This is a genomic window from Agromyces sp. NPDC004153, from assembly GCF_053603635.1.
Genome location: NZ_JBSGFY010000002.1, coordinates 785,469 through 812,043, shown reverse-complemented (window position 1 = coordinate 812,043; position 26,575 = coordinate 785,469). Strand labels below are relative to the sequence as shown.

Here is a 26,575-nt window from a genome sequence, read left to right as displayed (position 1 = left end):
CGATGGCCGGGGGCATCTGGTCGTTCCAGGCGGTGCCGCGTCAGCTCGAGCTGCGACCGCCGGGACGCGAGGCGAAGCGCTGCTGCAGGAGCACCGCGATCACGATGATGACGCCCTTCACGACGGCCTGGACCGACGTGGAGAGGTTGTTCTGCGTGAACACGTTCGTCAGCGTCGAGAAGATCAGGACGCCGAGGACCGTGCCGACGATGGTGCCGCGACCGCCGACGAGGAGCGTGCCGCCGACGACGACCGCGGCGATCGCATCGAGCTCGTAGAGCAGGCCGTGGGTCGAGGTGCCGGCGGTGGTGCGGCCGAGCATCATGACCGCGGCGATGCCCGCGGTGAGCCCGACGAGCACGTACAGTGCGACGAGGTGGCGCTTGACGCGGATGCCGGCGAGGCGGGCGGCTTCGAAGTTGCCGCCGATCGCGACCGTGCGACGGCCGAAGGTCGTGCGGTTGAGCAGGAACCAGCCGACGACGGCGACGATCACGAAGATCCAGATGAGCCACGAGATGCCGAGGAAGTCCCCGCGGAAGAAGTCGAGGAACCCCTGGACGTTCACGATCTGGGTCGTCTTGTTCGAGAGCAGCTCTGCGAGGCCGCGTGCGCCGACGAGCATGGCGAGTGTCGCCATGAACGGCACCACCTTGCCGTAGGCGATCACGATGCCGTTGATGAGCCCGGCTCCGGCGCCGACCGCGAGGGCGACGGCGACCATGAGCAGCCAGCTCGTCTGCTCGGAGGCGGCCTGGACCCACGACAGCGACGCGACGACGGTCGCGAGGCCCATGACGGATCCGACGGAGAGGTCGATGCCACCGGCGGTGATCACGAACGTCATGCCGATGCTGATGACGCCGATGATCGAGGCGAAGCGGATGATCGTCAGGAAGTTCTCGAAGTTCCAGAAGCGGTCGCCCGCGGTGATCGCGCCGACGGCGACGAGCAGCAGGAGGGCGATGACGAGGCCGAGGTTGCGGCCGACGGCACCGCCGAGGAGACGCCGCGCGAGGCTCTCGTCGGATTTCGGGGCTTCGGTCGTCGCTTCGTCGGCGGGGGCGGTGGTCTGGTCGCTCACGCGGCGACTCCTTCCATGATGAGGTCGAGCACGCCGTGCTCGTCGATGTCGGTGGCGGGGGTGGTGTGCAGGACGCGCCCGTCGGCGATGACCAGCACGCGATCGGAGAGCCCGAGGACCTCCTCGATCTCGCTCGAGACGACGACGATGGCGTTCCCGGCGTCGGCGAGGCGGCGGATGAGGGCGTAGATCTCGGCGCGGGCGCCGACGTCGACGCCGCGCGTCGGCTCGTCGAGCAGCAGCACACGGGTGCCGTGCACGAGCCAGCGGCCGAGGAGGATCTTCTGCTGGTTGCCGCCCGACAGTGTGCCGGTGACGCGATCGGGGTCGGCGGGGCGCAGCTCGAGCGCCTCGATCTGCTCGCGGGTGACCGAGCGCTCGCGGCGCTCGTCGAGGAACGACGCGCGGGCGAAGCGGGCGAAGGTCGCCAGCGTCACGTTCTTGAAGATCGGCTCCTCGAGGATGAGGCCCTGGCTCTTGCGCTCCTCGGGGGAGAGCCCGACGCCGGCCTCGACCGCGGCGTTGACGGATCCGGCCTTCAGGCGCTTGCCTCCGACGGAGACCGTGCCCGACGTCGCCTTGCGCGCGCCGTAGACGGTCTCGAGGATCTCGGAGCGGCCCGAGCCGACGAGGCCCGCGAGGCCGACGACCTCGCCCGCGCGGACGTCGAACGAGACGTCGGAGAACTCGCCCCGGAGTCCGAGGTCGTCGACCGCCAGCACGACCGGCGCGTCGGCGGGGAGCGGCCGACGCTCGGGGAAGACGTTCTCGACCGAGCGACCGGTCATGAGGCGGATGAGCTCGGGGGTCGGGGTCTCGGAGACCTGCAGGCCCGTCGCCATGCTCCGGCCGTCCTTGATGACGGTGATCCGGTCGCCGATCTGGCGGATCTCCTCGAGGCGGTGCGAGATGTAGATGATCGCGATGCCCTGGGCCGTGAGCTCGCGGACGACGCGGAAGAGGTTCTTGACCTCCTCGGAGTCGAGCACGGCGCTCGGCTCGTCCATGATGATGAGCTTGGCGTCGTGCGAGAGGGCGCGCGCCATGCTGACGATCTGCTTGTTGGCCGCCGAGAGCGTGCCGACCTCGCGGTGGGGGGAGAGGTTGCCGTGGCCGAGCCGCGTCAGCAGCGCGCGGGTGTGCTTCGCGGCCTGGCCGCGATGGAGCACCCCGCCCGTGGCCAGCTCGTGGCCGAGGTAGATGTTCTCGGCGATGCTCAGCCCGTCGACGACATCGAGCTCCTGGTACATCGTCGCGACGCCCAGCTTGATCGCCTCGACCGGATTGTCGATCTGCACCGGCTCGCCCTGCCAGAGGATCTCACCGCCGTCGGGCTGGTGCGCGCCGGCGAGCACCTTGATGAGGGTCGACTTGCCAGCACCGTTCTGGCCGAGCACGCAGTGGACCTCGCCCGCGACCACCTCGAGGTCGACGCCGGAGAGCGCTCGGACTCCCGCGAACTCCTTCGTGATCCCGCGCATCTCGAGTAATGACGCAGTGTTATCACCTTTGATCATGCGACGAACATAACAGATGGCATGCCGCGGCGACTACCCGTACCAGGACGGCTGTCACCCCCGAACGTATACGCGTACATGCGCGCGCGCGAGATGAAGCACGGGGATCACGGGTCGATCACGACTTACGACGAGTCACGATAAAAAGATGACAACCGAGCGCGCACGTATGCTACGGTGACGATTGTCAGCGTGGACAGCAGCTGCCGATCCCCTCCCCGGGTACGCGCGCTCCGCGTCTCCGCCGGCATGTCTGCGAATCACTGAAACGGAGGAAGCACATGCGCACAGCGCACTCACGTCGGCACCTGGTGGCCGCCGCGGGCGTCATGCTGGCGGTCACGGGCCTCGTGACCGGCTGCACGGCCTCGACCGGAGAGTCCAACACCGGCCCGACGAACAACGCCAACAACTCGGAGAGCGGCGAGACGGTCCGCATCGGATTCTCGGGCCCGGCCGCCGACCACGGCTGGCTCGGCGCCATCAACTCGGCCGCCATCGCCGAGGCGGAGAAGTACGACGACGTGGAGCTCGTCGTCGCCGAGGGCACGAACGACGCGAACCTGCAGATCAGCCAGGTCGAGACCTTCATCAACGACGGCGTGGACGCGATCGTGCTGCTGCCGACCGACGGCGCGGCGCTCACCGAGGTCGCGATCAAGGCCATGGAGGCGGGCATCCCGGTCATCAACGTCGACCGCGAGTTCTCGAGCCCGTTCGCCGCCCGCGTCACCGTCCTGGGCGACAACTACGGCATGGGCGTCAGCGCCGGCACCTACATCTGCGAGAAGATCGGCGACAACCCCGACGCCGTCGTGGCCGAGATCGCCGGCATCGACTCGCTGCCCCTCACGCAGGACCGGTCGCGCGGCTTCGCCGACGCGCTCGACGACTGCGGTCTCGAGGTCAGCAACCGCGTCGCCGCGGACTTCACCGTGCAGGGCGGCGAGGCTGCCGCCTCGCAGCTGCTGGCCGCCGCGCCGCAGATCGACGCCATCTGGAACCACGACGACGACCAGGGCGTCGGCGTCCTCGCCGCGATCGACGCGGCGGGCCGCGACGAGTTCTTCATGGTCGGCGGCGCCGGCTCGAAGAACGCGATGGACGAGATCAAGTCCGGCGACTCGGTGCTCGAGGCGACGGTCATCTACCCGTCGACGCAGGGCGCCGACGGCATCGCGCTCGCGCGACTCGTGGCGCAGGGCAAGTCTCTGGGCGACCTCGTGGAGCAGGACGTGCCCACGCGCATCGTGCTCTACGCACCCGTCGTGACGGCCGAGAACGTGGACGAGTACCTCCCGACCGCGTTCGCATCCTGATCAGCGGCCGGTGAGCGGGCGATACCCGCCTGGACAGGGTCCGCCCGCTCACCGGGACAGCCGCACGACGAATCGGACGCCCGCGTCGCGCTTGCGACGCGGGCGTCCCACGACCACCCCTCGCCGGGGACGAGAGAGAGAACGATGACCACGTTGCGGGTAGCCATGATCGGCTACGGATTCATGGGTGCCGCCCACTCGCAGGGATGGCGGGTCGCGCCGCGCTTCTTCGACTTGCCCGCCACGCCCGAGATGGCGCTCCTCGTCGGGCGCAACGGCGGCTCCGTGGCATCCGCCGCATCGAAGTGGGGCTGGTCCGAGACCTCGAGCGACTGGCGCGAGGTGCTCGACCGCGACGACATCGACGTGGTCGACATCGTCACCCCCGGCGACTCGCACGCCGAGATCGCCATCGCCGCGCTCGCGGCCGGCAAGCACGTGCTGTGCGAGAAGCCGCTCGCGAACACCGTCGAGGAGGCCGAGGCCATGGCCGCGGCGGCCGCGGAGGCCGCCGCCAGGGGCGTGTACGCCATGGTCGGCTTCACGTACCGCCGCGTCCCCGCGGTCGCTCTCGCGCGCGAGATCGTGACGAGCGGCGGCATCGGCGACATCCGCCAGGTGCGCGCCGAGTACCTGCAGGACTGGCTCGTCGACGAGAAGGCTCCGCTCGCGTGGCGCCTGCAGAAGGAGCACGCCGGTTCGGGCGCCCTCGGCGACATCGGCGCGCACGCCATCGACCTCTCCCAGTTCATCACCGGCCAGCGCCTCGTCGACGTGGCGGGCACGATCGAGACCGTCGTGAAGGAGCGCCCGTTGCTCGAGTCGGGCTCGGGGCTCTCCGGCACCGCCGGCGTCGGCGTCGGCACCGTGACCGTCGACGACGTCGCCCTCTTCACCGGCCGCTTCGACGGGGGAGCGCTCGGCTCCTACGTCGCCTCGCGCATGAGCACCGGTCGCAAGAACGCCCTGCGCATCGAGGTCTCGGGCTCGAGCGGCGCGATCGCCTTCGACCTCGAGGACATGAACGCGCTGCACGTCTTCGACGGCGCCGCGCCCGCCGACCGCCAGGGCTTCACGAAGATCCTCGTGACCGAGCCCGAGCACCCCTACGTCGGCGCATGGTGGCCCGCCGGTCACATGCTCGGTTACGAGCACGGCTTCAGCCACCAGGCCAAGGACTTCGTCGAGGCGATCGCCGCCGGCGTGCAGCCCGAGCCGTCGTTCGCCGACGGGCTGCACGTGCAGCGCGTGCTCGGCGCGGTCGAGCGCAGCTCGGAGGAGCGCGGGGTCTGGACGAACGTCGGCTGAACCCATATCGTCACATCGCATCGAGGAGGATTCCGTGACCAGACCCATCACCTTGTTCACCGGCCAGTGGGCCGACCTGCCGCTCGAGGAGGTCGCGCGCCTCGCCTCGGAGTGGGGCTACGACGGACTCGAGATCGCCTGCTGGGGCGACCACCTCGACCCGTGGCGCTGGGATGACGACGCCTACATCGAGGATCGGCTCGCCCTGCTCGACCGGTACGGGTTGAAGGTGTGGGCGATCTCGAACCACCTCAAGGGCCAGGCGGTCTGCGACGATCCGATCGACTCGCGGCACCGCGACATCCTGTCGGCCCGCGTGTGGGGCGACGGCGAGCCCGAGGGCGTGCGGCAGCGTGCCGCCGAGGAGATGCAGCACACCGCGCGGCTCGCGGCGAAGCTCGGCGTGAAGACCGTCGTGGGCTTCACCGGCTCGGCCATCTGGAAGTACGTCGCCATGTTCCCGCCGGTGTCGCAGGAGCTCATCGACGCGGGCTACCAGGACTTCGCCGACCGCTGGAACCCGATCCTCGACGTCTACGACGAGGTCGGCGTGCGGTTCGCGCACGAGGTGCACCCGTCCGAGATCGCCTACGACTACTGGACGACCGTGCGCACGCTCGAGGCGATCGGTCACCGCGAGGCGTTCGGCCTCAACTGGGACCCGTCGCACATGGTGTGGCAGGACCTCGACCCGGTGGGCTTCCTCTGGGACTTCAAGGACCGCATCTACCACGTGGATTGCAAGGACACGCGCAAGCGCATGGTGAACGGCCGCAACGGCCGCCTCGGCTCGCACCTCGCATGGGCCGATCCGCGCCGCGGCTGGGACTTCATCTCGACCGGGCACGGCGACGTGCCGTGGGAGGACGCGTTCCGCATGCTCAACACGATCGGCTACCAGGGTCCCATCTCGGTCGAGTGGGAGGACGCCGGCATGGACCGCCTCATCGGGGCGCCCGAGGCGCTCGAGTTCGTGCGCCGGCTCGCGTTCGACGCCCCCGACGCCGCCTTCGACGCCGCGTTCAGCACGAAGTAGGCGAGCAGCACCGCTTCGGCGCCGACGGGCGCCGGGCATGCAGGAAGCCCCGGTCGCATCGACCGGGGCTTCTTCGCGTGCGCAGCGCATGCCGCGGACGGGCGTGGCTACTTCACGGGCACGGGCACCGGCGCGCCCACGACCATGGCCTCGACGCTCTCGGGCGAGAGCGCGTGGTGGATCGCGAGCATGCAGGCGCCGAGCACCGCGGCATCCGACCCGGCCTTGGACTGCGTGATCTGCAGGTGCTCGGTCGCGAGCGGCATGGAGCGCGTGTAGACGATCTCGCGGACGCCGGCGATGAGGTGTTCGCCCGCCTGCGCGAGGTTGCCGCCGATGACGATGACCGAGGGGTTGATGAGGCTCACGCAGGTGGTGAGCACCTCGCCGATGTCGCGGCCGGCCTGGCGCACCGACTGGATGGCGTCGATGTTGCCGCGCTTCACGAGGTCGACGACGTCCTGGCTGGACTCGGCCACGAGGCCGGTCTCGCGCAGTTCGCGGGCGATGGCGGGGCCCGAGGCGAGCGCTTCGAGGCATCCGCGGTTGCCGCAGGTGCAGGGCACGTCGGCGCCGCGCGCGACGTAGACGTGGCCGATGTCGCCCGCGGTGCCCTGGGCGCCGCGCTGGAGGATGCCACCCGAGATGACCCCCGAGCCGATGCCCGTGGCGACCTTCACGAAGATGAGGTGGTCGACCTCGGGCCACGAGAGCTCGCGCTCGCCGAGCGCCATGATGTTCACGTCGTTGTCGACGAGCACGGGCGCGTCGAAGACGTCGTTGAACCAGCCGGGCACGTCGAAGCGGTCCCACCCGGGCATGATCGGCGGGTTGATGGGGCGGCCGGTGCTGTGCTCGACCGGACCGGGCAGGCCGATGCCGATCGCGAGGAGGTCGCGCTCGTCGCGACCGACGCGCGCGAGCAGCTCCTTCGCCGCCGTGGAGACCCAGCCCAGCACGGCCTCGGGGCCGTCGGACACCGGGATGCGGTCGTCGCTCTCGCCGAGGATGCGGCCGGTGAGGTCGCTCACGGCGAGGCGCACATGCGAGGCGCCGACGTCGACGCCGAGCACGACACGGCCGCTGGCCGTGATCGCGAACTGGCTCGACGGGCGCCCGCCCGTGGAGACGGCGTCGCCGACGGGGCCGACGAGGCCGAGGTTCATGAGCGCGTCGATGCGCAGCGCGACCGTGGACCGGGCGAGCCCGGTCATGGCCGAGAGCTCGGTGCGGGTGCGGGGACGGCCGTCGCGCAGGATCTGGAAGAGGTCGCTCGCGACCGAGGATCCGAGTGCGGTGACGTGCGCGTCGTCGACCGGAGGACTTACGTCGTTCATAGTCATATTCTCTCACCTTCTTGGGTCGAAGATCGAGCACCGGGCTCGGATGTCTCCGTGATTTCCGTCGAGGCAGCTCGCCTCCGGTCGATCCGTCGGGGAATGACCGGCGCTCGATGGTCAGCGGTCGGCAGGTTCTCGGAAGGCGCTTGCCGGATCGCTCGGCGTGAGCGCGCTCCCACGACGGAACTCGGCGGCCTGCAGTACGCTCCACGGGCTGAGCAGGAACGGCGCGGTCTCGGCGAGCTCGAGGAAGGCCGACGGTGCGACCCACGCCCACTCGAGCACCTCGTCGGGGTCGGGCGCGAGCGTCGTCGGCAGCTCGGCCACGTAGACGGGACAGACCTCGTGCTCGACGGTGCCGTCGGGCGCCACCGCGCGATAGCGGAAGTCGGGCAGCACCAGCCGGAGGCCGTGCGGCTCCATGCCGAGCTCGCGGTGCACGCGGCGGATCACGGCGTCCTCGACGTCTTCGCCCGGGGCCGGATGGCCGCAGCAGGCGTTCGTCCAGACCCCGGGCCATGTGCGCTTCGCGAGCGAGCGGCGGGTCAGGAGCATCCGGCCGTCGGCGTCGAAGCCGTAGCACGAGAATGCGAGGTGCAGCGGCGTGTCGGGTCCGTGCACGAGCCGCTTGTCAGCGGTGCCGACGGGCGATCCGTCCTCGTCGAGGAGCACGACGAGCTCGACGTCGGAGATCGCCGCCCGCCCGCTCACCGCTGGACCGCCGCCCCGGCCACGCGCGCCGCCTGCAGCACGAGGTCGCGCACCGCGGCAGCCGGCACCAGGTCGGGCGCGGCGTCCCAGAACGGCAGCGACGCGTCGGAGCTGATGAGGAGCGGCGTGTCGTCCGCCGAGTCGGGCAGCCGGCCGTGGGTGCCGCGCACGCACGAGGGATCCAGCGGGATCACGTTCATCGTGTACCGCAGCCCCAGCTTCTTTCGCGCGAGGTTCATGCCCGCGCGCAGCTTCACGAGCGGGTCGGCCGGGTCGAGGAAGAGCTCGGCCGGGTCGTAGCCCGGCTTGCGGTGGATCTCGACACCGCGCGCGAAGTCGGGGGCGCGATCGTCGTCGAGCCAGTAGTAGTAGGTGAACCACGCGCCCGGCTCGGCGATCGCGACGAGCTCGCCCGACCGCTCGTGGTCGAGTCCGTACCGGGCCTGCTGCTCGCGGTCGAGCACCTCGTCGACGCCGGGCAGTTGCTCGAGCAGGTCGCGCACGCGCGGCACGTCGGCCGGGTCCGCCACGTAGACATGGGCGACCTGGTGGTCGGCGACGGCGAACGCCCGAGAGGTGAGCGGGTCGAGGAGCTCGCGTCCCTGCTGCTCGTGCACCTCGAGCAGGCCCTCGGCGCGCAGCATCCGGTTGACGTCGACGGGTCGGTCGGCCCGTGCGATGCCGTACTCGGCGACGGCGACGACGGATGCCCCGAGCGCGAGCGCGTCGTCGAGGAGCGGCGCGAGCGCGGCATCCAGGTCGGCGGCGGCGCGGTCGGCCTCGGGGGAGTCGGGTCCGAATCGCTGCAGGTCGTAGTCGAGGTGCGGCAGGTACGCCATGACGAGGTCGGAGCCCTGCTCGCGCAGGAGGATGCGCGTCGCCTCGACGATCCACCGGCTCGAGCGGATCGATGCCGTCGGGCCCCAGTAGTGGAAGAGCGGGAACGTGCCGAGCTCGTCGGTGAGCCGGTCGTGCAACGCGGGCGGACGCGTATAGGCGTCGGGCGACTTGCGTCCGTCGGCGTGGTAGATCGGGCGCGGCGTGACGGTGATGTCGGTGCTCGCGCCCATCGCGTACCACCAGCCGACGTTCGCGGCCGTGAAGCCCGGCTCGGCGCGACGTGCGGTCTCCCAGACCTTCTCGCCGCCGACGAGCGCGTTGTGCTGCCGCCAGAGGTTCACCTCGCCGATGTCGCGCAGGTACCAGCCGTTGCCGACGATGCCGTGCTGCGCCGGCGCGAGCCCCGTGAGCATCGTGGACTGCACGCTGCAGGTGACCGCGGGCAGCACCGTGCCGAGCCGGGTCTGCACGCCGCCGGCCGCCATGGCCCGCAGGCGCGGCATGTGCGCGAGCGCGCGCTCGGTGAGGCCGACGACGTCGAGGAGGAGCACGCGGGTCACGAGGCGACCTCCTCGAGCGCAGCGGCGGGCCTGCGAGCGGAGGCCACCGCGGTCGCCTCGTCGTCGGTGAGCAGTTCGTCGACCGCCCATCGCACCTCGGCGGCGATGCCGTCGACGAGATCGTCCACGCCGCCGGGCAGCACCGACCACGTGTACGTCTCGATGTCGAGGTGCGCCTCGTCGCCGTGCGCCGTCGCCCGCACGGCGGCCACGGCCTCGCGCAGCACCTCGGTGGTGGCGCGCAGCGGCGGCGTCGGGGCGAGGTGCAGCGGCACGTGGAAGTGCACGCGCCATGCGCCGGCGGACGGGAGGTCCTCGAGCGCTTCGGGGAGGTCGTCGACCGGGGTCACGGCGCCGTCGGGGCCGAGCTCGCGCGTCTGGTGCAGGTACCGCTGCTCGACGAAGGCGGTGACCGCCGCACGGCTCACGGGATCGGCGGGATCGTCGACGTGGAGCGCGGCTGAGGCCTGCACCTTCACGACGCGGATGCCGGCCGCCTCCACGAGGCGCACGGTCGCGGTCGGGTCGGCGAACGAGACCGCGAGGTGGCAGGTGTCGAGGCAGAGGCCGATGTGCTCGGGATCGATGCCGTCAGCGCGACGGGCGACCGCGGCACCCGTCTCGGCGTCGGGCCCGGTCGCGCGCAGCCGCGGGCCGAGCCAGCGGACGACGTCGGCCACGGTGTCGAGCACGCAGCCCGGCTCGGGCTCGATGGCGAGGCGCACGGTGCGGCCGGTGCGCTCGCGCAGGTCGCGGAGGCCGTTCGAGACGCGGCGCAGCGCCGCGGTCGCGCGGGCGTCGTCGTCGGCGGTCCAGGGCGTGCGCCACCCGAGCGGCAGCGTCGAGATGCTGCCCGACCCGCCGGGCGGCAGGAGCTCCGCGAGCACGGCGGCGCAGTCCAGGGTGTAGTCGGCGCGGCGTGCGTCGGTCCAATCGGGCCGGTACACGTCGAGCTTCACGACGTCGGCGTGGAATGCGGCGTACGGGAACGCGTTGATCGTGCGGACCTCGAGGCCGTTCGCCTCGAGCCCGGCGCGCAGGCGATCGCGCGCCTCGGGGTCGGCCGCGAGGCGCCGGGCGAGGTCGGCCGGCAGCCACAGGCCGACGCCCAGCCGGCCGAGCCCCGCGGCGCGCCGGGCGGGACCCGCGTAGGCGTCGAGCTGCGCGAGCACGCCGTCGAGGTCCTCGGCGGGATGCACGTTGGTGCAGTAGGAGAGCTCCATCAGGCGCGCACCCCTCGCAGTACCGAGTTGCCCTCGAACGTCGCACCGGCCGCGGCGAACCCGACGTCCGCGGCATCCGCCTCGAAACCGGGCACCGGGTCGAGGTTCAGGCGGCCGCTCTGGCCGTAGAACGCGACGGGGTTCCGCCAGAGCACCACGTCGACGTCGTCGAGGGTGAACCCGGCCTCGAGCATCGCCTCCGCGGTGGCCCGCGTCTTCAGCGGGTCGGAGTGGCCCCAGTCCGCGGCGCTGTTCGCGAGCATCCGCTCGGTGCCGTACTCCTGCAGGATCGCGACGAACCGGCGCTCGTCCATCTTCGTGTCGGGATAGATGGAGAAGCCCATCCAGCAGCCGCTCTCGGCGACCGCGCGCACCGTCATCTCGTTGAGGTGGTCGACGACGACGCGCTCGGGCGCGAGGCCCGACTCGCGCACGACGTCGAGCGTGCGGAGCGTGCCCGCGGCCTTGTCGCGGTGCGGCGTGTGCACGAGGGCGGGGAGCCCGAAGCGGTCGGCGAGCTCGAGCTGCGCGGCGAACGCCTCGTCCTCCGCCGCGGTCATCGAATCGTAGCCGGTCTCGCCGACGGCGACGACGCCGTCCTTGGCGAGGTACCGCGGGAGCAGGCCGAGCACCTCGCGGCAGCGCGGGTCGTTGGCCTCCTTCGGGTTCAGGCCGATGGTGGCGTGGTGGCGGATGCCGTACTGCGCCGCCCGGAACCGCTCCCAGCCGATGAGCGCGTCGAAGTAGTCGGCGAAGCTGCCGACGTTCGTTCGCGGCTGCCCGAGCCAGAACGAGGGCTCCACGACCGCGCGCACGCCGGCGTCGTACATCGCCGTGTAGTCGTCCGTGGTGCGCGACGTCATGTGGATGTGCGGGTCGAAGATGCGCACGGGTCAGTCCTCCTGCTCGTGGTCGTTGGCGGTCGTCGGGTGGTCGTGGCGGCTCGGCGGGCGCTCGCGGTCCGCCGCGAGGCGGTCGCCGCCCGCGAGGCGGGCCATGTCGTCGCTGATGTCGCGGGATGCCGCGCGGCGCTCGGCCACGAGGGCGGCCGCCATTCGCGTGAGCTCGTCGTCGGCGCGCCGGTCGACGTCGGCGATCGCGTCGAGCGGAATGCCCATGAACAGGACCTTCAGCACGCCGTGCCGCCACGCGTGCTGGTCGAGGTGCCGGGCGCCGAACGGCCCGAGCGCGGCCGCCACGAGGCGCGGATCGTTCGTGCGGAGCGCGTCGGCGACGAGGTCGAGTCCGGTCGTCACGATCGGCTCGGCGCCGGGGTCGGCGGCGCTCATCCCGCGCAGCACCCCGCGCCGCTCGGCGTCGTCGCCGTAGCGGTAGAGGTCGCCGAGCTCGCGCGCGGCCTCCGCCGGCGGCAGCGCCGCGAGCAGCGCGGCCACGAGCTCCTCGCGAGCCCGGTCGTCGAGCGTGCCGTGCACCAGCCCGAGCGGATCGCCGTCGGGGTCGAGAGGTTCGCGGCCCACCGCCCGGCCCGCCGCGGGGAACAGCTGGGTGATGCGGGCGGGGTCGGCGGCAACTGCCGCGACGCCCTCGGTGATCCATCCGTCGTTCATCGTGCCTCCCAGGCGTCGTGGAATGCGGTCATGCAGCGCGACGCGACGGCGGGCGCGTCGTGGGCGTGCCGCGGGAGCTCGACCGCGGCGATCCCGTCGTAGTCGAGCTCGTCGAGCGTGCGCAGCGCGGCCGCGAGGTCGAGCACCCCGTGTCCGAGCTCGAGGTGCTCGTGGGCGGCGGGGAGCATGTCGTCGACCTGCACGTTGCGCAGCAGCGGCCCCGCCGCGCGGAGGGCGCCGACGACGCCCTCGGGCTCGACGACCACGCAGTGCCCGAGGTCGACCGTGAGGCCGAGCGCGGGCGGGTCGCCGAGGTCGCGGCGCACGCCCAGGGCGTCGGCGACGGTCTCGACGAGCATGCCCGGTTCGGGCTCGAACGCGAGGTCGACGCCGGATGCCGCGGCGTGCGCCACGAGGCTGTCGAGGCGCTCGCGCAGCCGATCGCCGCCCTGCTCGGGCGACACCTCGTCGGGCAGCACGCCCGACCACAGCGACACGCACTCCGCCCCGAGCACGGCGGCCAGGTCGACGGCCCGGCGCAGGAACACCTCGCGCAGGCTCGCATCGTCGTCGAGCAGGTTGGGCCGGTGCTTCCGGAACGGGTCGAGCGTGTAGCGCGCGCCCGTCTCGACGACGACGCGCCAGCCCAGGTCGTCGAGCCGTCGGCGCAGGCGGGCCGCGGCTCGGTCGGCGTCGGCCGCGAACGGGTCGAGGTGCGGGTGTCCCAGCGTGAGCGCGAGCGCGCGGTACCCGAGCCGGTCGAGCACGAGCACCGCGTCGTCGAGCGCGTGGTCGGCGAAGCCGTTCGTGCCGTAGCCGAGCGTGAAGACGGCGCCCGGCAGGCCCGGCTCGGCGAGCGCGCCGGTCGAGCCCGGGAGCTGTGCCGCCGAGCCGGCCAACGCGGACACGGGCTGGAAGGGCCTCATGTCACGTCTCCTGCGCGACGGCGCGCCATGAGCAGTCGACGAGTGCCGTCGAGTGCGGCGATGCCCAGCGCGACGGCGAGGGATCCGGTCCGCGCGACGATCGCGGCCTGCAGCGGCACGACCGAGCCGATGCCGGTGCGCGTCGCATCGCGCACGCGGGTGGGCGAGGGGTCGGCGGCGGCGGCGAGCTGGCTCGGCAGTGCGGACACCAGGTAGCCCGCCGCGCCGGCCGCCCCGGCCGCACGCGCGAGCGGCGTCTGCACCGAGGGCGCGACGGCGTCGACGGATGCCGCGGCGGCGCCCGTGGCGGCCAGGGCCGTGCCGACCTCGGCCGCCGATCCACCGTGCACCTCGCCCCGCGAGAGCGCGGTGACGCCCGCCGTGTGCGTGCCGATCGTGAGCGCCGCGGGCAACGCGCGCGGCGACCCGCCCGCACCCATCATCACGTCGAGCGCACGGCAGGCCGCCATCACGAGCGGGCCCGCGGCCGTGGGCTTCGCGACGACGTCGTAGGCGACGACGGCTGCGACGAGCGGCACGGCGACCGCCAGCGAACGACGCCCGCCGCCGGCGGCCGCGAGCGCGAGGCCGACCACGCCGCAGGCGGTTGCGACCGCGAGCGCCTGCTTCGGGCGGACCCGGCCCGAGGGGATCGGCCGCTCGGGCCGCTCGACGGCGTCGACGTCGCGGTCGGCCCAGTCGTTGAGCGCCATGCCTCCGCTGTAGATCGCCGCCGACGCGAGCGGGAGGAGCCAGCCTCGCCGCCCGAACCCGCCCGCTGCAGCGTGCGCGCCGACCGCGGTGTCCCCGAGCACGGTGAGCGCCGCGGGCGCCCGCACGAGCTCGAGGACGTCACGGACGGTCGTCACCGTGCGCCCCCGATCGCCACAGCAGGTGCGGCGGCCGCTGCGGGCACGGGCACGGAGGTCGCCGCGACGGCGAGCCCGGTCTCCGACGCCCACGAGCGCAGCGCGGTCGACTGGTCGGCGAACGCGTGCACGTCGCTGCCCCATGGGTCCTTGAAGAAGAAGCCGAGGGCGGGGAGCACGCCGCGGTGGCCGGCGGCATCGGCCAGGGAGAGCAGCCGCGCGAGGTCGATCACGAGCGGCGCGGCGAGCATGGAGTCGTACGCGCTCCACGTGGTCTGCAGGGTGATGCGTGTCGAGAGGAAGCCCTCGACGTGCACGTGGTCCCACGCCGTCTTGACGTCGCCGAGGTCGGGCACGTTGTCGATGTGCAGCGGCGCGACGACGTGGTCGCCGACGAGGCTGATGAGGCCGCGGTTCTTCGAGACGAGCTTGCTGCGCACGGCCTCGGGGTCGGCGAGCGTCGCGCCGTCGCCGCCGCCGAGCAGGTTCGTGCCGGCCCACGAGCGCACGTGCATGCCGCGCTCGGTGAACATGGGCGCGAGCACGGTGCGCAGCAGGGTCTCGCCGGTCTTCCCGTCCTGCCCGGCGTACGGGATGCCGCGGCGCTCGGCGATCGTGCGCAGCGCGGGGAGCCAGAGGCCTGTCGACGGCGTGAAGCACGCGTACGCGCTGCCCGACTCCACGGCCGCGAGCGCGGCGACCGAGCTCGGGGGGAGGACCTGCTGCTCGGGATCCGCGAGTGCGGCGACGAGCAGCTCGGGGTCGTGGAACTCGGGTCGGTCCTCGGGCAGCGCCTCGGTGGACGAGACGTCGACGACGACCACGTGCGCGAGGCGGCGGCGGGTGCGGAACGCGGTGATGTCGTCGCTCAGGCGCCGCACCGCGTCGGCCTGCGAGCCGGTGTCGGTGGCCGGGTCGTAGCCCGGGCGGATCTCGGCGTCGATCGCCCCCAGCGCCCGGTGCACCTCGGCGACCACACCGGCGGGGAGCATCCCCACGTCGGCCAGCGCCTCGGCCCGGCGCGCGACCGGCATGGTGCTCACGTCGTGGCCGCCGATCACGATCTGGTCGAATCCGGGCAGCGGCACGCCCGCGAAGCCGGGCCCCGCCGTCGCGCATCCGGTGGGCGGCGCGACCCGCGCGGCGAGGGCCTGCACGCCCACGGCGGCGGTGGTCGCGACGGAACCGCGGGCGCCGATGAGCCAGAGGCCGACCCGGCCTCGGGTCCACGCGGCATCCGTCGCGGTGTCGTGCAGTTCGTCGGGGGTGATGGTCACGGTGTCTCCTCCTACGTGGGTCGGGTCAGCGCTCGCGGGTGCGGAGCGTGCGGGCGAGGTCGGCGAGATGCGCAGCGAGCGCGGGCGGCAGGTCGTCGGCCGCGACGCGCGCTCCGTGGTCGAGGTGCCGGTCGATGAGGTCGTGGACGGCCACGCGGGCACCCGTCGCGGCGACGACGGCGCGGACGCGCGCGGCATCCTGCTCGGTCGCATCGGCCCGGCCGAGCACCTCGTCGATGAGGTCGCGGTCGGCCTCGGACCCACGGGCGTGTGCGAGCCGGATGTGCTCGGTGCGCTTGCCGTCGCGCAGGTCGGACAATGCCGACTTGCCCGTGACGGCGGGCGACCCGAACAGCCCGAGGTCGTCGTCGCTGAGCTGGTAGGCGATGCCGAACGCCGAGCCGACGCGCTCGAGCGCCGCGAGGGTCGCCGGGTCGTCGGCCCCGGCGGCGATGGCACCGAGCGTGAGGGGGAGCGTCACGCTGTAGGACGCCGTCTTCAGGAGGGCCACCTGCAGCGGCTGCGACCTCGCCGGGGCGACGAGCTCGGAGCGGACGTCGAGGAGCTCGCCCGCGATGGTGCGCTCGACGGCGTCGAGTGCGGCCTCGGCCAGCCGCGCGCGGGTGGCGACGGCCGTCGGAGCGGTCAGGAGCGCGAGGATCGCGGCGTTGAGCGCCAGGTCGCCCGCGAGGATCCCGGATGCCGCGCCCTGTCGTGCTGCTGCGGCCGCATCGAGTCCGGCGGATCGCGCCTCGCGCTCGCCGAGGCCGATGACGTTCGGTCGGCCGTGACGCACGCGGTCGCCGTCGATGAGGTCGTCGTGCATGCACAGCCCGAGGTGCAGCAGCTGCTGCGCACCGGCCACGCGACGGAGCAGCGCCTCGTCGTCGCCGTCCAGTCCGAAGAACGCGGTGGCCACGAGTCGCGGGCGCACGTACTTGCCGCCGTCGGCGGCGCGAGCGGCGTCGACGAGGTCGGACATCTCGGGCCCCGCCGTGGCCGACCGGCGTCGGACCTCGCCCCACAGCTCGGCCGCGAACAGCGGCGCCTGCGCCATGAACCGCTCGACCCGCGCGGCGAGCGCCGCTCCGATCGCAGCCGTGCCGGCGGGGGCGGTTGCCGGTGCACGGGACATGCGATCCTCCGTCGACGGTGACAGTCCGCGAGGGCGTGACGGGGCATCCCCATCGCGGCTTCGCGTCAGAGCGACGACAGCGGCTTCGCGGAAGCCGTTCTGTCGATGTGTGTACTGATCCGCAGACTATGGCGTCGAAAGTGCACTGTCAATCATCGAACATATGCTGATCAACACTCATAAGCTGGGCGGAGAAATGGAAAACCCCCCTGATCGGGGGGTTCGGAGGTGCGGGACGCGCCGGGGCATCCGGAATGCGGGGTTTCGGGCGGGCGATCGCGTCACTAATCTCGAGTCATCCGGAGGGGGACGGACCTATGGCTGCGCCGACAGACTGCACAGGGGGCGCGCTCACGATCGTGGCGCACCCCGATGACGACCTGCTCTTCCTGAATCCGCAGATCCTGCAGGACATCGAGGCCGGGCGATGCGCTCGGACGGTGTTCACGACGGCCGGTGAGGCGGGCGAGGGTGCGGACTACTGGCTCGGACTGGAGGACGGGATCCGCGCGACCTACGCGCAGATGGCCGGCGTCGACGACGTCTGGAGCGCCTCGGATGCGGGCGTGACGGCCGGCTCGATCTCGGTGCACACGCTCACCGGCGCTCCGCACGTCTCCGTCGTGTTCCTGCGAATCCCGGATGGCTTCGACGGGAGCGGCAGCCAGGCCTACGGCTGGGAGAGCCTCGCGAAGCTGTGGGACGGCGACATCCCGCTCGTGCACAGCGTCGATGGCCAGGAGTGGTACACGAAGGAGGAGGTCCAGCTCATCCTCGTCCAGCTGATGACGAACTTCGACGCCCGCACCGTGCGGTGCCAGGACTGGACCACGGATCCCGGCAACCTCGACGACCACAGCGACCATCGGGCGACCGCGCTGTTCGCCCGGCTGGCGAGCGGCGACTACGCGGCGCCGCACACGCTCCTGTCGTACGAGGGGTACCCGATCTGGCACCTCGTGGAGAACGTGGCGGGGAGCGATCTGCAGAAGACCATCGACGCGTTCGTGACGTTCGCGGCGTACGACAAGTACCTCTGCGCCGATCCCAACGAGCCCTGCCCGACCTACCCGCACGATGTGTGGCTCGAGCGCCAGTACCTCGTCGGCGTCGAGTCCACCGGGAACGCGGCCCGCGGGGCCGGCGTCACGGTCAGCGCGTCGTCGAGCACGTCGCCCGCGGCACGCCCCGAGAAGGCGAGGGACGGGTTCCCGATCGCCGCCCAGTCGGCCACCGGCCACGAATGGGTCACGAACGGCGGTGGAGCCGGCAGCTGGATCAGGTTCGCCTTCCCCTCGCCGACTCCGCTCGACGGGGTCACGCTCTACGATCGCCCCAACCTCGACGACCACGTCACAGGCGCGATGCTGGAGTTCTCGGATGGGAGCACGGTGCCCGTCCCGGCTCTGCCGGACAACGGCGCGGGGCTCACGATCACGTTCCCGGCTCGGACGGTCACGTGGGTGCGACTGCGCGTCACCTCGGTGAGCGCCACGACGACCTCGGTCGGCCTCGCCGAGTTCGAGGCGTGGCGGGCGCCGACGGTCTAGCCCGGTCGAGACCGACGCGCCCGTCCTCGCGGGTGCGGGGTGGCTGACGCCCGGCTCAGCGCAGGTGGGGCACGACCTCGGCGGCGATGAGCTCGAGGTGGTCGAGGTCGCGGAGGTCGACGAGCTGGAGGTAGACCCGGTCGGCACCGAGGTCGCGCAGGCGCAGGATCTTCTCGACGGCGGCCTCGGGCGAGCCGGCGATGTTCACCTCCGCGAACGTGTCGGGATCGGCGCCGATCGCCGCCAGGCGGCGGAGGTACGCCGTGTCGTCGGTCGCGACGACGGTCGGCAGGGCGACCGACCGGCGCAGCGTGGCCGGGTCGCGACCCGCGTCCTCGCAGGCGCGTTCGACGCCGTCGAACACCGCCGCGATCGTGTCCTCCGAGCGGAACCCGATGTTGAACTCGGTCGCGAAGCGGGCGGCGAGCCGCGGGGTGCGTCGCGGTCCTGCGCCGCCCACGATGATCGGCATGGGCTGCTGCTCGGGCTTCGGCAGTCCGGGCGCCTGCTCGAGCGCGTAGTGCCGCCCGCGGTAGTCGAAGCCGTCGCCGACCGGCGTCGACCAGAGCCCGGTGATCACCTCGAGCTGCTCCTCGAGCAGGTCGAACCGCTTGGCCGGGAACGGGATGCCGTACGCCTCGTGCTCCTCGGCGAACCATCCGGTGCCGAGGCCGAGCTCGACGCGACCGCCCGACATGGCGTCGACTTGCGCGACCTGGATCGCGAGCAGCGACGGGTGGCGGAACGTCGCCGACGAGACCAGGGTGCCGAGTCGGATGCCGCGGGTCTCACGTGCCAGGCCCGCGAGGGTGGTCCAGGCGTCCGTCGGCCCCGGCAGCGGGTCGGTGCCGCCCATCGCGAGGAAGTGGTCGGAGCGGAACCAGCCGTCGAAGCCGAGCCGCTCGGTCGCCTGCGCATGGGCGAGCTGGTCGTCGTAGCTCGCGCCCTGCTGCGGCTCGGTGAAGATGCAGAGCTCGAACGGCGCCGTCACTTCGCGAGCTCCGCGAGCACGACGTCGTGCAGGAGCCCGTTGGTGGCGAGGGCGTTGCCGTGGCCCGGACCGCGCTCGCCGGTGATGGACGTGAAGCGCCCGCCGGCCTCCTCGACGATGGGCACGAGCGCCGCGAGGTCGTAGACCTTCACGTCGAACTCGCCCGTGATGTCGATGAGACCCTCGGCGAGGAGCATGTACGACCAGACGTCGCCGTAGGCGCGGTCGCGCCAGACGCGCTCCGAGAGGGCGAGCAGCCGGTCGAGGTAGCCCGCGCCACGCCACTGGGCGAGGCTCTGGAAGCTGAGCGACGCGTCGGCGAGCTCGGCCACCTGCGACACGCCGATGCGCCGCGGCTCGCGGCCCGGGGCATCCGTCGTGAAGGCGCCGCCGCCCTCGACCGCCCACCATCGCCGCCCCATGGCGGGGGAGGAGACCATGCCCACCACGGGCACGCCGTCGACCGCGAGCGCGATGAGCGTGCCCCACACCGGCACGCCGCGCAGGAAGTTCGCGGTGCCGTCGATCGGGTCGATGATCCACTGCCGCGTCGTGTCACCCTCGGTGCCGAACTCCTCGCCGAGGATGCCGTCGTCGGGCCGTGCCTCGGCGAGCCGGTCGCGGATCGCGCGCTCGACGGCGAGGTCGGCCTCGGTCACCGGCGTGCGGTCGGGCTTGGTGCGCACCTCGAGGTCGACGGCGCGGAACCGGCCGAGCGAGACGGCGTCGGCGAGGTCGGCGAGTTCGAGGGCGAGCGCGAGGTCATCGGCGTAGGCGGTCACCGATTCAGGCTATCGGGCGGCCCCGCGACGCGCCTTCGAAGCCGACGCGCCGCGTCATCGGCTCGATTGGCGCAACCGGCGGTTCTCCTGATAACGTTGACCCTCGGTTCGGGGTTGTCGCAGACAGACCAGAATCATGCACCTCTAGCTCAATCGGCAGAGCAACTGACTCTTAATCAGTGGGTTCAGGGTTCAAGTCCCTGGGGGTGCACCACAGAAGCCCGGAACGACCACGTTCCGGGCTTCTCGCGTCTCGGAGGGCGTTACGCGCCCGCGACCTCGTTGCCGAGGGCCTTCAGCACGCGCTGCGCCGAGCCGCCGAGGTTCCAGTCGGCGGCGAGGCGCTCGATCTCGGCGACGCCGTCGGGGTCGAGCGGAGCGAGCCGGGCATCGAACGGCTCGAACACGAGGTCGCGCACGACCTCGACGACCGTCGGCGCGACGTCGAGGTAGTCGGCGGCGCCCGAGATGCGGGCGCGCATCGTGGCAGAGAGCGGAGCCGCGGGATCGGCGGCCGCCGCGATGAGCGAGTCGAGGTCGCCGAACTGCTGCAGCAGGCTCGCGGCGGTCTTCTCGCCGATGCCCGAGACGCCCGGGAGGCCGTCGGACGCGTCGCCGCGCAGCACGGCGAAGTCGGCGTACTGCGCGGGCAGGACGCCGTACTTGCCGACGACCGTGACATCCGTCACGACCTCGAGCTTGCTCATGCCGCGCGCCGTGTAGACCACGCGCACATCGCGGGCGTCGTCGACGAGCTGGAAGAGGTCGCGGTCGCCAGTGACGACGTCGACTGGGAGGTCGGCGCGCGTCGCGAGCGTGCCGATGACGTCGTCGGCCTCGTGGTGCTCTGCGCCGACGACGGGGATGCCGAGCACGGCGAGGAGCTCGCGGATCATCGGGATCTGCGCCTCGAGCGGGTCGGGCGTCTCCTCGACGTCGGGGCCGCCGGGCACGACCTCGGCGACGCGGTGCGCCTTGTAGCTCGGGATGAGCTCGACGCGCCAGTGCGGGCGCCAGTCGTCGTCCCAGCAGGCGACGAGGTGCGTCGGCTCGAAGTCGGTGACGAGCCGCGCGATGATGTCGAGCAGCCCGCGCACGGCGTTGACCGACGTGCCGTCTGCGCGCTTCAGCGAGTCGGGCACGCCGTAGAACGCGCGGAAGTAGAGGGACGCGGTGTCGAGGAGCATCATTCGGTCGGCCACACGGCGATCCTCCCACGGACCACCGCGATCGGGCCGGTCAGCCGAACGGGAGGGCGCCGAGCCGGGCATCGAGCCCGACGAGGCGCATCCCCTCGTAGGCGAAGCCGGCCACGCAGTACAGGCCGAGCACCGCGCCGAGCGCCGTCTCCCGAAGCGATCCGGTGTCGCCGAGGATCGGGAGCGCGACGTAGCCGTTCGGCATCCAGATGCGGTTCAGCACGGGCACCGGATGCAGCACCTCGGGCGGCCTGGGCACCCATGGCCAGAAGAGCCCGGGCAGCCCGCCGGTCGTGAGGAAGTCGCCTGCGAGGTGCGCGACGAAGCCGACCGTGACGGCGAGCGGGAACCACGCGACGTGTCCGGGCGCGACCACGGCGACGAACAGGCCGAGCAGCGCACCGAGTCCCCACGCGGCCGCCCACGTGCGCACGTAGTCGCGGGCCTTCAGGCCGAAGCATGTGAGCATGGCCGTGCCGACCCCGGCGCCCACCGCGACCGTGCCGACCTCCTCGGTCGCGACGACGAGCAGCGTGAGCGCCCAGGCGGCGGCCGCGACGACGGCCACGGCGACGGCGGAGTGCGCACCCTGGCGGTGACCGCCCGAGAGCAGGCCGACCGTGCCTGTGACCACCCGACCGAGCACCGGCACGGAGTGCGCGATCGTCGCGCTGTGGTGGTCGGCGTCGGGCAGCAGCGCGGCGCCGGCGCACACGGCGGCGCCTGCGAGCACGCCGACCGGGTCGAGCGGATAGGCCCCGAGGGTGACGATCGGCATCGCGCCGGTGACGGCGATCCATGCCGCGGCGCCGCTCGTCGCGTGCGTGATGCCCATCATGCGGCGGTGCTCCTCGGTCGGCCGGTGCTCGGCCGATCAGGCCGTCGACCAGTCTGCACGGAGCGGCCGACATCGAGACGAGGGCACGCGGCGACCGCACGACTCGCCGCGAGAGCAGCGACTCAGTCGTCGAAGCCGCGTGCTGTGAGCGCCTCGCCGAGGTGCTCTGCGGTGCGGAGCGCGCGCACGATCACCGGCACCGCGAGCGCGAGGATCGACCCCTCCGCGCCGCGCGCCTTCCGCGCCTCCATGACCTCGCGCACGAGGTCGGCGAGCAGCGGCACGCACCGGATGGTGAGCGCCAGGGCGAGCCCGACCCGGTCTGCGTCGATCCACCGGCGGAACGGTCGCAGCAGCGCCTGCATGGCGTCGAGCGTCGCGCTCACGGGCGTCGTCAGGGTGTACAGCGCCGCGAGCGCCACGGCGATGACGAGCCGCACCGCCATGACCGCGGCCGCCTCCCACCCACCGAACAGCACCTGCACGGGCACCGCGAACGCGAGCACCCAGAGGATCGGCACCACCTGCCGCCACGCCAGCCCGAACGGCACGCGCGCGAGCACGAACAGCAGCACCACGACGACGGATGCCGCGCCGAGCCACGCGAGCGATGGTGCGAGCGCCACGGCGGTCACGAGCACCGCGAGCAGCCCGAGCTTCGCGAGCGCGGGCGTGCGATGCACGAGCGAGGTGCCGGGATGGAAGACGCCGATCATGCCCGACCGTTCATCCGATCAGCGCCCGGTAGGCGTCGAGGGCGGCGGGCGGCACGTCGTCGGCGACGACCCGCCCCTGCTCCATGACGATGACGCGGTCGAACGACTCGAGCAGCTCGAGCTGGTGGCTGACGACCACGAGCTGCTGGTCGAGCGAGTCGAAGTGCTCGGCGACCCGGCGGGCGTTCCGGGCGTCGAGCAGTGTCGTGGGCTCGTCGGCGACGACGATCGCCGGCTCCGCGACGAGCACCGACGTGATGGCGAGCAGCTGCTTCTGCCCGCCGGAGAGCCGGTGCGCCGGGCGGTCGGCGAGGTCCGCGATGCCGGCGCGCTCGAGCGCCGCCTCGACGCGAGCCGCGGCATCCGCCTTCTCGAGCTTGTGGCGACGCAGCGTGAACGCGACGTCTTCTCGGACGGTCGGCATCACGATCTGGTTGTCGGCGTTCGTGAAGACGAACCCGACCCGGCGCCGCACCTCGCGGCCGTGCCGGGCGACGTCGAGGCCGTCGACGAGCACCCGGCCGACGGTCGGCTCGACGAGCCCGTTGATCATGCGGGCGAGCGTGGACTTGCCCGATCCGTTGGCCCCGACGATGCCCACGCGACGCTCCCGCAGCACGAGCGACACGTCGTCGACCACGCGCTCCGCCCCGAAGTCGTGGCTCACGCCCTCGAACACGATCCCGCTCATGTCACCCGCTCCACGATCATCGCCACGCCCTGTCCGCCGCCGATCGAGCACGCCGCGAGGCCGGGGCGTGCGTCGTCGGCGGCCGCCATGCGCGCCGCGAGGCGCACGAGCAGCACGGCACCGGACGCCCCCCACGGATGCCCGAGCGCGATGGCCCCGCCGTCCGCGCTCACGAGCTCCTCGTCGATCCCCAACTCGTCGGTCACCGCGAGCACCTGCGCCGCGAACGCCTCGGTGATCTCCACGAATCCGAGGTCGTCGGACGCGAGACCCGCCCGTACCAAAGCGGCGCGCGCGGCCGGTGCGGCGCCGAGGCCGGGCAGTGCGGGGTCGCCCGCCGCGACGGCGGCCGCGCGCACGCGCAGCGCCGGCAGCCCGAGCTCGCGCGCGACCTCCTCGGACGTGACGGCCATGGCCGCGGCGCCGTCCGAGAACCCGCACGAGTTGCCTGCCGTGACGGTGCCGAGTCCGGATGCCGCGGCATCCGGGCCGGCCGCCGGATCGAGGAACGCCGGAGCGAATCGCGCCAGTCGCGCTGCGTCCATGCCCGGTCGGGGCCGGTCGTCGCGCACGACGCCGTCGACCGCGACGATCTCGCCGTCGAAGACGCCACGTTCCCGAGCGGATGCCGCGAGCGCGTGCGATCGCGCCGCCCACCCGTCCTGGCGGGCCCGCGTGATGCCGCGCACAGCGGCGAGCCGATCGGCGGCCGGCCCCATGTCGGGATCGGGGAAGCCGCCGGGCGCGAACGGCGCCCGCGCGTACCGCTCGCCCGAGTCGGGCCACGCACGGTGCGGCGCGGTCGAGGCCGACTCGGCGCCGCCCGCGAGCACGAGACGGGCATCGCCCGCGCGCACTCGTGACGCGGCCTGCAGCACGGCGTCGAGCCCCGAGCCGCACTGGCGGTCGACCGTGACGCCCGGCACGTCCTGCCCGAGCCCGGCCCGCAGCGCCGCGACGCGAGCGACGTCGCCGCCCGGACCCATGCAGTTGCCGAGCACGACGTCGTCGATCGGGAGCCCGGCCGGCGCGACGGCGCGTGCGACCTCGGCGAGCACCGGAGCGGCGAGCGCGTCGACGGTGTGCGCGGCGAACCCGCGGCCGGCGGTGCCGATCGCGGTGCGCCGCGCGGCGACGATCACGGGCGCGCCGCTCACGAAGCGCTCCGTTCCAGTGCGACCGGATGCCCCGTGCCGAGCGCGTCCGCCGCGAGCGCCTCGCGCACGGCGCCGCGCGCGACCTTGCCCGAGTCCGTGCGGGGCAGGGCGCGTGCGAACCAGCGCCGGGGGAGTTCGGCTGCGGAGAGGCGCTCCCGCGCTGCGGACGCCACCTCCTCGAGGCCGGTTCCTTCGGCGAGCTCGACGACGGCGACCACGCGCTGGCCGAGCAGCTCGTGCGGCTCGCCCACGACGGCCGCGGCGATCACGCCGGGCAGCGTGCAGAGCTGCGCCTCCACGTGCTCGGCCAGCACCGTTGCGCCCGCGGTGGTGATCGCCGCGTCGCCGCGGCCCCGCACGCGGATCGCGCCCGACGGCGTGCGCTCGGCGAGGTCGCCGACCGTGGCGAAGCCCGCGTCGTCGCGTCGCAGCATCCCGCCGCCGACGGTGCCGAGTGCGAGGTACGGCGACCGTGCCCAGAGCTCGTCGCCCGCCGGCCCGGGTCGCAGGTCGACCTCGACGCCGGGGAAGGGCACGAGTCCGTCGGCTCCGCCCGCGAGCACGAACGAGAGCTCGGCCGCACCGTAGTACTCGGTGAGGCGGATGCCGCGCGCCGCTGCCCGCGAGCGCAGCTCGTCGCTCGTCGCCGCACCCGCCACGATCACGGCAGGTGGGCACGCGCCGCCGTCGAGCACCCGCGCCAGGCGCGTCGGCGTCGCGTGCATCACGGTCGCCGAGCGGAGGTCGTCGCTCGCCGTCGCCCCGAGCCACAGGGCGTGCAGCACTGCGTAGAGGTGCATCGAGACGTGCAGCGGTCCGGTCACGGCGATGCGGTCGCGGGCGTCGAGACCGGCGACGTCGGCGAGCGGCTGCGCGGAGGCGAGCCACGAGGCGCTCGTCCGCGCGACGACGCGCGGCACCGGCGACGCGCCCGAGGAGCCCGAGGTCAGCAGCGCGAGCTCGGTGCCCGCGGGGAGCTGCTCGAGAACACCTCTCGGTGGGCCGCCGACGAGCACCGGCCGGCCACGGTCGAGCGCGGCGAGCACGGTCGTCACGAGTGCGACGGGATCCATGCCGGCGGGGCATCCGACCGCGCCGTCGCCGTCGGGCAGGACGACCCGCCCGATCCCTCGGGCAAGCTCGCGGTAGCGCACGGCGGCGCCCCCGAAGTCGAGGGCGACGTCGTGCGGCGAACCGCCGAGCCAGTCGCTCACGCGGCGGGGGTCACCGCCGCGTCGCGCTTCCACGGCCAGGGCCGCGGCGCGACGAGCCCGGGCCACGCCCGGTGCACGCCCTTCGCGACGAGCACGGTGACGACGACCTTCGCGAGGTCGCCCGGAAGGAAGATCGCGGAGCCGGCGATCGCGACGCCGAGCGGCGTGCCGGTGATCGCGGCGAAGACGGGCACGCCGACGAGGTAGACGGCGACGATGCCGCCGAGGGCGGTCCAGAGGAGGGCCGGGAGGATGCGGTAGGCCGGCAGGAGTCGCGCGGTGGCCCAGCCGATGAGGGCGGCGCCGAGGAGCCAGCCGAGGAGGTAGCCCACGGAGGGGCCGACGAACACGCTGATGCCGCCGCGTCCGCCCGAGAGGAGCGGAAGCCCCGCAGCGACGAGCGCGAGGAAGAGGAGCACCGACAGGAAGCCCTTGCGTGCGCCGAGGATAGCGCCCGCGAGCATGACGCCGAGCGTCTGGAACGTGATCGGCACCGCCGTGCCGCCGAGGTACAGCGCGCCGGGCAGGCCGAGGGCGGCGATGAGTGCGGCGAAGACGGCGATCTGTGCGAGGTCGGTCGCGGTGCTGCGCCGCTTCGGGCCGTACGGTGAAGCCGCGTCAGTGGGGGTGGCAGCGGATGCGTCGGGCGAGGTGTGCTGCGGGGCGCTCATGGGGGTCCCTCTCGTCGTGGTTGCGGGCGTCGTGGCCCGGTCTCACGCTACGA

The 26,575-nt window shown here is 73.0% G+C and carries 25 protein-coding genes and 1 tRNA gene; 5 read left to right on the top strand and 21 right to left on the bottom strand.

Going from position 1 to position 26,575, the window contains the following annotated elements:
* Positions 1–40 precede the first annotated feature (40 nt).
* Together ACWEOH_RS17700 and ACWEOH_RS17695 are read right to left on the bottom strand one after the other, a co-directional pair.
* On the bottom strand, positions 41–1,084 hold the full coding sequence (locus tag ACWEOH_RS17700) for an ABC transporter permease (RefSeq protein ID WP_452033184.1): 1,044 nt from the start codon (positions 1,082–1,084) through the stop codon (positions 41–43).
* On the bottom strand, positions 1,081–2,601 hold the full coding sequence (locus ACWEOH_RS17695; protein WP_452033182.1) for a sugar ABC transporter ATP-binding protein: 1,521 nt from the start codon (positions 2,599–2,601) through the stop codon (positions 1,081–1,083). The genes ACWEOH_RS17700 and ACWEOH_RS17695 overlap by 4 nt, the downstream gene beginning before the upstream one ends.
* A 281-nt stretch (positions 2,602–2,882) precedes the next feature.
* Here ACWEOH_RS17695 and ACWEOH_RS17690 point away from each other — a divergent pair, with 281 nt between their 5' ends.
* From ACWEOH_RS17690 to ACWEOH_RS17680, 3 genes are all read left to right on the top strand, one after another.
* Positions 2,883–3,920 carry a substrate-binding domain-containing protein gene (locus ACWEOH_RS17690; protein WP_452033180.1) on the top strand — a complete coding sequence of 346 codons (1,038 nt, stop codon included), beginning with the start codon at positions 2,883–2,885 and terminating at the stop codon, positions 3,918–3,920.
* 144 nt (positions 3,921–4,064) lie between these two features.
* Positions 4,065–5,228 carry a Gfo/Idh/MocA family protein gene (locus ACWEOH_RS17685; protein ID WP_452033178.1) on the top strand — a complete coding sequence of 388 codons (1,164 nt, stop codon included), beginning with the start codon at positions 4,065–4,067 and terminating at the stop codon, positions 5,226–5,228.
* 34 nt (positions 5,229–5,262) lie between these two features.
* Entirely contained in the window at positions 5,263–6,264 is a 1,002-nt protein-coding gene (locus ACWEOH_RS17680) for a sugar phosphate isomerase/epimerase family protein (protein ID WP_452033176.1), read from the top strand.
* Between the two features lie 107 nt (positions 6,265–6,371).
* Here ACWEOH_RS17680 and ACWEOH_RS17675 read toward each other — a convergent pair whose 3' ends face one another.
* From ACWEOH_RS17675 to ACWEOH_RS17630, 10 genes are all read right to left on the bottom strand, one after another.
* A complete protein-coding gene (locus tag ACWEOH_RS17675) occupies positions 6,372–7,601 on the bottom strand; it encodes an ROK family protein (RefSeq protein ID WP_452033175.1) in 1,230 nt (409 codons plus the stop codon).
* 120 nt (positions 7,602–7,721) lie between these two features.
* Entirely contained in the window at positions 7,722–8,315 is a 594-nt protein-coding gene (idi, locus tag ACWEOH_RS17670; protein ID WP_452033173.1) for an isopentenyl-diphosphate Delta-isomerase, read from the bottom strand.
* Positions 8,312–9,715 carry an alkaline phosphatase family protein gene (locus tag ACWEOH_RS17665; RefSeq protein ID WP_452033171.1) on the bottom strand — a complete coding sequence of 468 codons (1,404 nt, stop codon included), beginning with the start codon at positions 9,713–9,715 and terminating at the stop codon, positions 8,312–8,314. Before ACWEOH_RS17665 ends, idi begins: the two co-directional genes overlap by 4 nt.
* Positions 9,712–10,938, bottom strand: coding sequence for a metabolite traffic protein EboE (eboE, locus tag ACWEOH_RS17660; RefSeq protein WP_452033169.1), 1,227 nt, complete (start codon positions 10,936–10,938; stop codon positions 9,712–9,714). Before eboE ends, ACWEOH_RS17665 begins: the two co-directional genes overlap by 4 nt.
* A complete protein-coding gene (locus ACWEOH_RS17655) occupies positions 10,938–11,828 on the bottom strand; it encodes a TatD family hydrolase (protein WP_452033167.1) in 891 nt (296 codons plus the stop codon). Before ACWEOH_RS17655 ends, eboE begins: the two co-directional genes overlap by 1 nt.
* Positions 11,829–11,831: 3 nt before the next feature.
* On the bottom strand, positions 11,832–12,506 hold the full coding sequence (locus ACWEOH_RS17650; protein WP_452033165.1) for an EboA domain-containing protein: 675 nt from the start codon (positions 12,504–12,506) through the stop codon (positions 11,832–11,834).
* A complete protein-coding gene (locus ACWEOH_RS17645) occupies positions 12,503–13,432 on the bottom strand; it encodes a sugar phosphate isomerase/epimerase family protein (RefSeq protein ID WP_452033163.1) in 930 nt (309 codons plus the stop codon). Before ACWEOH_RS17645 ends, ACWEOH_RS17650 begins: the two co-directional genes overlap by 4 nt.
* A complete protein-coding gene (locus ACWEOH_RS17640) occupies positions 13,429–14,301 on the bottom strand; it encodes an SCO3242 family prenyltransferase (RefSeq protein WP_452033161.1) in 873 nt (290 codons plus the stop codon). Before ACWEOH_RS17640 ends, ACWEOH_RS17645 begins: the two co-directional genes overlap by 4 nt.
* Positions 14,298–15,578, bottom strand: a complete 1,281-nt coding sequence (locus ACWEOH_RS17635) for an inositol-3-phosphate synthase (protein ID WP_452033159.1) — start codon at positions 15,576–15,578, stop codon at positions 14,298–14,300. The genes ACWEOH_RS17640 and ACWEOH_RS17635 overlap by 4 nt, the downstream gene beginning before the upstream one ends.
* A 25-nt stretch (positions 15,579–15,603) precedes the next feature.
* Positions 15,604–16,713, bottom strand: coding sequence for a polyprenyl synthetase family protein (locus ACWEOH_RS17630; RefSeq protein WP_452033157.1), 1,110 nt, complete (start codon positions 16,711–16,713; stop codon positions 15,604–15,606).
* A gap of 317 nt (positions 16,714–17,030) precedes the next feature.
* Between ACWEOH_RS17630 and ACWEOH_RS17625 the strand changes: the two genes are divergently transcribed.
* Entirely contained in the window at positions 17,031–18,263 is a 1,233-nt protein-coding gene (locus ACWEOH_RS17625; protein WP_452033155.1) for a DUF7402 domain-containing protein, read from the top strand.
* Between the two features lie 55 nt (positions 18,264–18,318).
* On the opposite strand, the gene ACWEOH_RS17620 is transcribed toward ACWEOH_RS17625, so the two are convergent.
* Both ACWEOH_RS17620 and hisN read right to left on the bottom strand, forming a co-directional pair.
* A complete protein-coding gene (locus ACWEOH_RS17620; protein ID WP_452033154.1) occupies positions 18,319–19,254 on the bottom strand; it encodes an LLM class F420-dependent oxidoreductase in 936 nt (311 codons plus the stop codon).
* Entirely contained in the window at positions 19,251–20,036 is a 786-nt protein-coding gene (gene hisN / locus ACWEOH_RS17615) for a histidinol-phosphatase (protein ID WP_452033153.1), read from the bottom strand. The genes ACWEOH_RS17620 and hisN overlap by 4 nt, the downstream gene beginning before the upstream one ends.
* Positions 20,037–20,174: 138 nt before the next feature.
* On the opposite strand from hisN, the gene ACWEOH_RS17610 reads away from it, so the two are divergent.
* Positions 20,175–20,250 (top strand) — tRNA-Lys (locus ACWEOH_RS17610).
* Positions 20,251–20,299: 49 nt separating this feature from the next.
* Here the strand turns inward: ACWEOH_RS17610 and ACWEOH_RS17605 are convergent.
* The 7 genes from ACWEOH_RS17605 to ACWEOH_RS17575 all read right to left on the bottom strand — a co-directional run bounded on the left by ACWEOH_RS17605 (position 20,300) and on the right by ACWEOH_RS17575 (position 26,522).
* Positions 20,300–21,238, bottom strand: coding sequence for a 5'-3' exonuclease (locus ACWEOH_RS17605; protein WP_452033151.1), 939 nt, complete (start codon positions 21,236–21,238; stop codon positions 20,300–20,302).
* A gap of 37 nt (positions 21,239–21,275) precedes the next feature.
* Positions 21,276–22,073: a metal-dependent hydrolase gene (locus ACWEOH_RS17600; RefSeq protein WP_452033149.1), complete on the bottom strand. Its 798-nt coding sequence runs from the start codon at positions 22,071–22,073 to the stop codon at positions 21,276–21,278.
* 122 nt (positions 22,074–22,195) lie between these two features.
* Entirely contained in the window at positions 22,196–22,789 is a 594-nt protein-coding gene (locus ACWEOH_RS17595) for an energy-coupling factor transporter transmembrane component T family protein (RefSeq protein ID WP_452033147.1), read from the bottom strand.
* Positions 22,790–22,799: 10 nt separating this feature from the next.
* Complete coding sequence (locus ACWEOH_RS17590) at positions 22,800–23,480, bottom strand: energy-coupling factor ABC transporter ATP-binding protein (protein WP_452033145.1); 681 nt, start codon at positions 23,478–23,480, stop codon at positions 22,800–22,802.
* Positions 23,477–24,637: a thiolase family protein gene (locus tag ACWEOH_RS17585; RefSeq protein ID WP_452033143.1), complete on the bottom strand. Its 1,161-nt coding sequence runs from the start codon at positions 24,635–24,637 to the stop codon at positions 23,477–23,479. Before ACWEOH_RS17585 ends, ACWEOH_RS17590 begins: the two co-directional genes overlap by 4 nt.
* A complete protein-coding gene (locus tag ACWEOH_RS17580) occupies positions 24,634–25,851 on the bottom strand; it encodes a class I adenylate-forming enzyme family protein (RefSeq protein WP_452033141.1) in 1,218 nt (405 codons plus the stop codon). The genes ACWEOH_RS17585 and ACWEOH_RS17580 overlap by 4 nt, the downstream gene beginning before the upstream one ends.
* Positions 25,848–26,522 carry a biotin transporter BioY gene (locus ACWEOH_RS17575; RefSeq protein ID WP_452033139.1) on the bottom strand — a complete coding sequence of 225 codons (675 nt, stop codon included), beginning with the start codon at positions 26,520–26,522 and terminating at the stop codon, positions 25,848–25,850. Before ACWEOH_RS17575 ends, ACWEOH_RS17580 begins: the two co-directional genes overlap by 4 nt.
* Between the last annotated feature and the right edge of the window lie 53 nt (positions 26,523–26,575).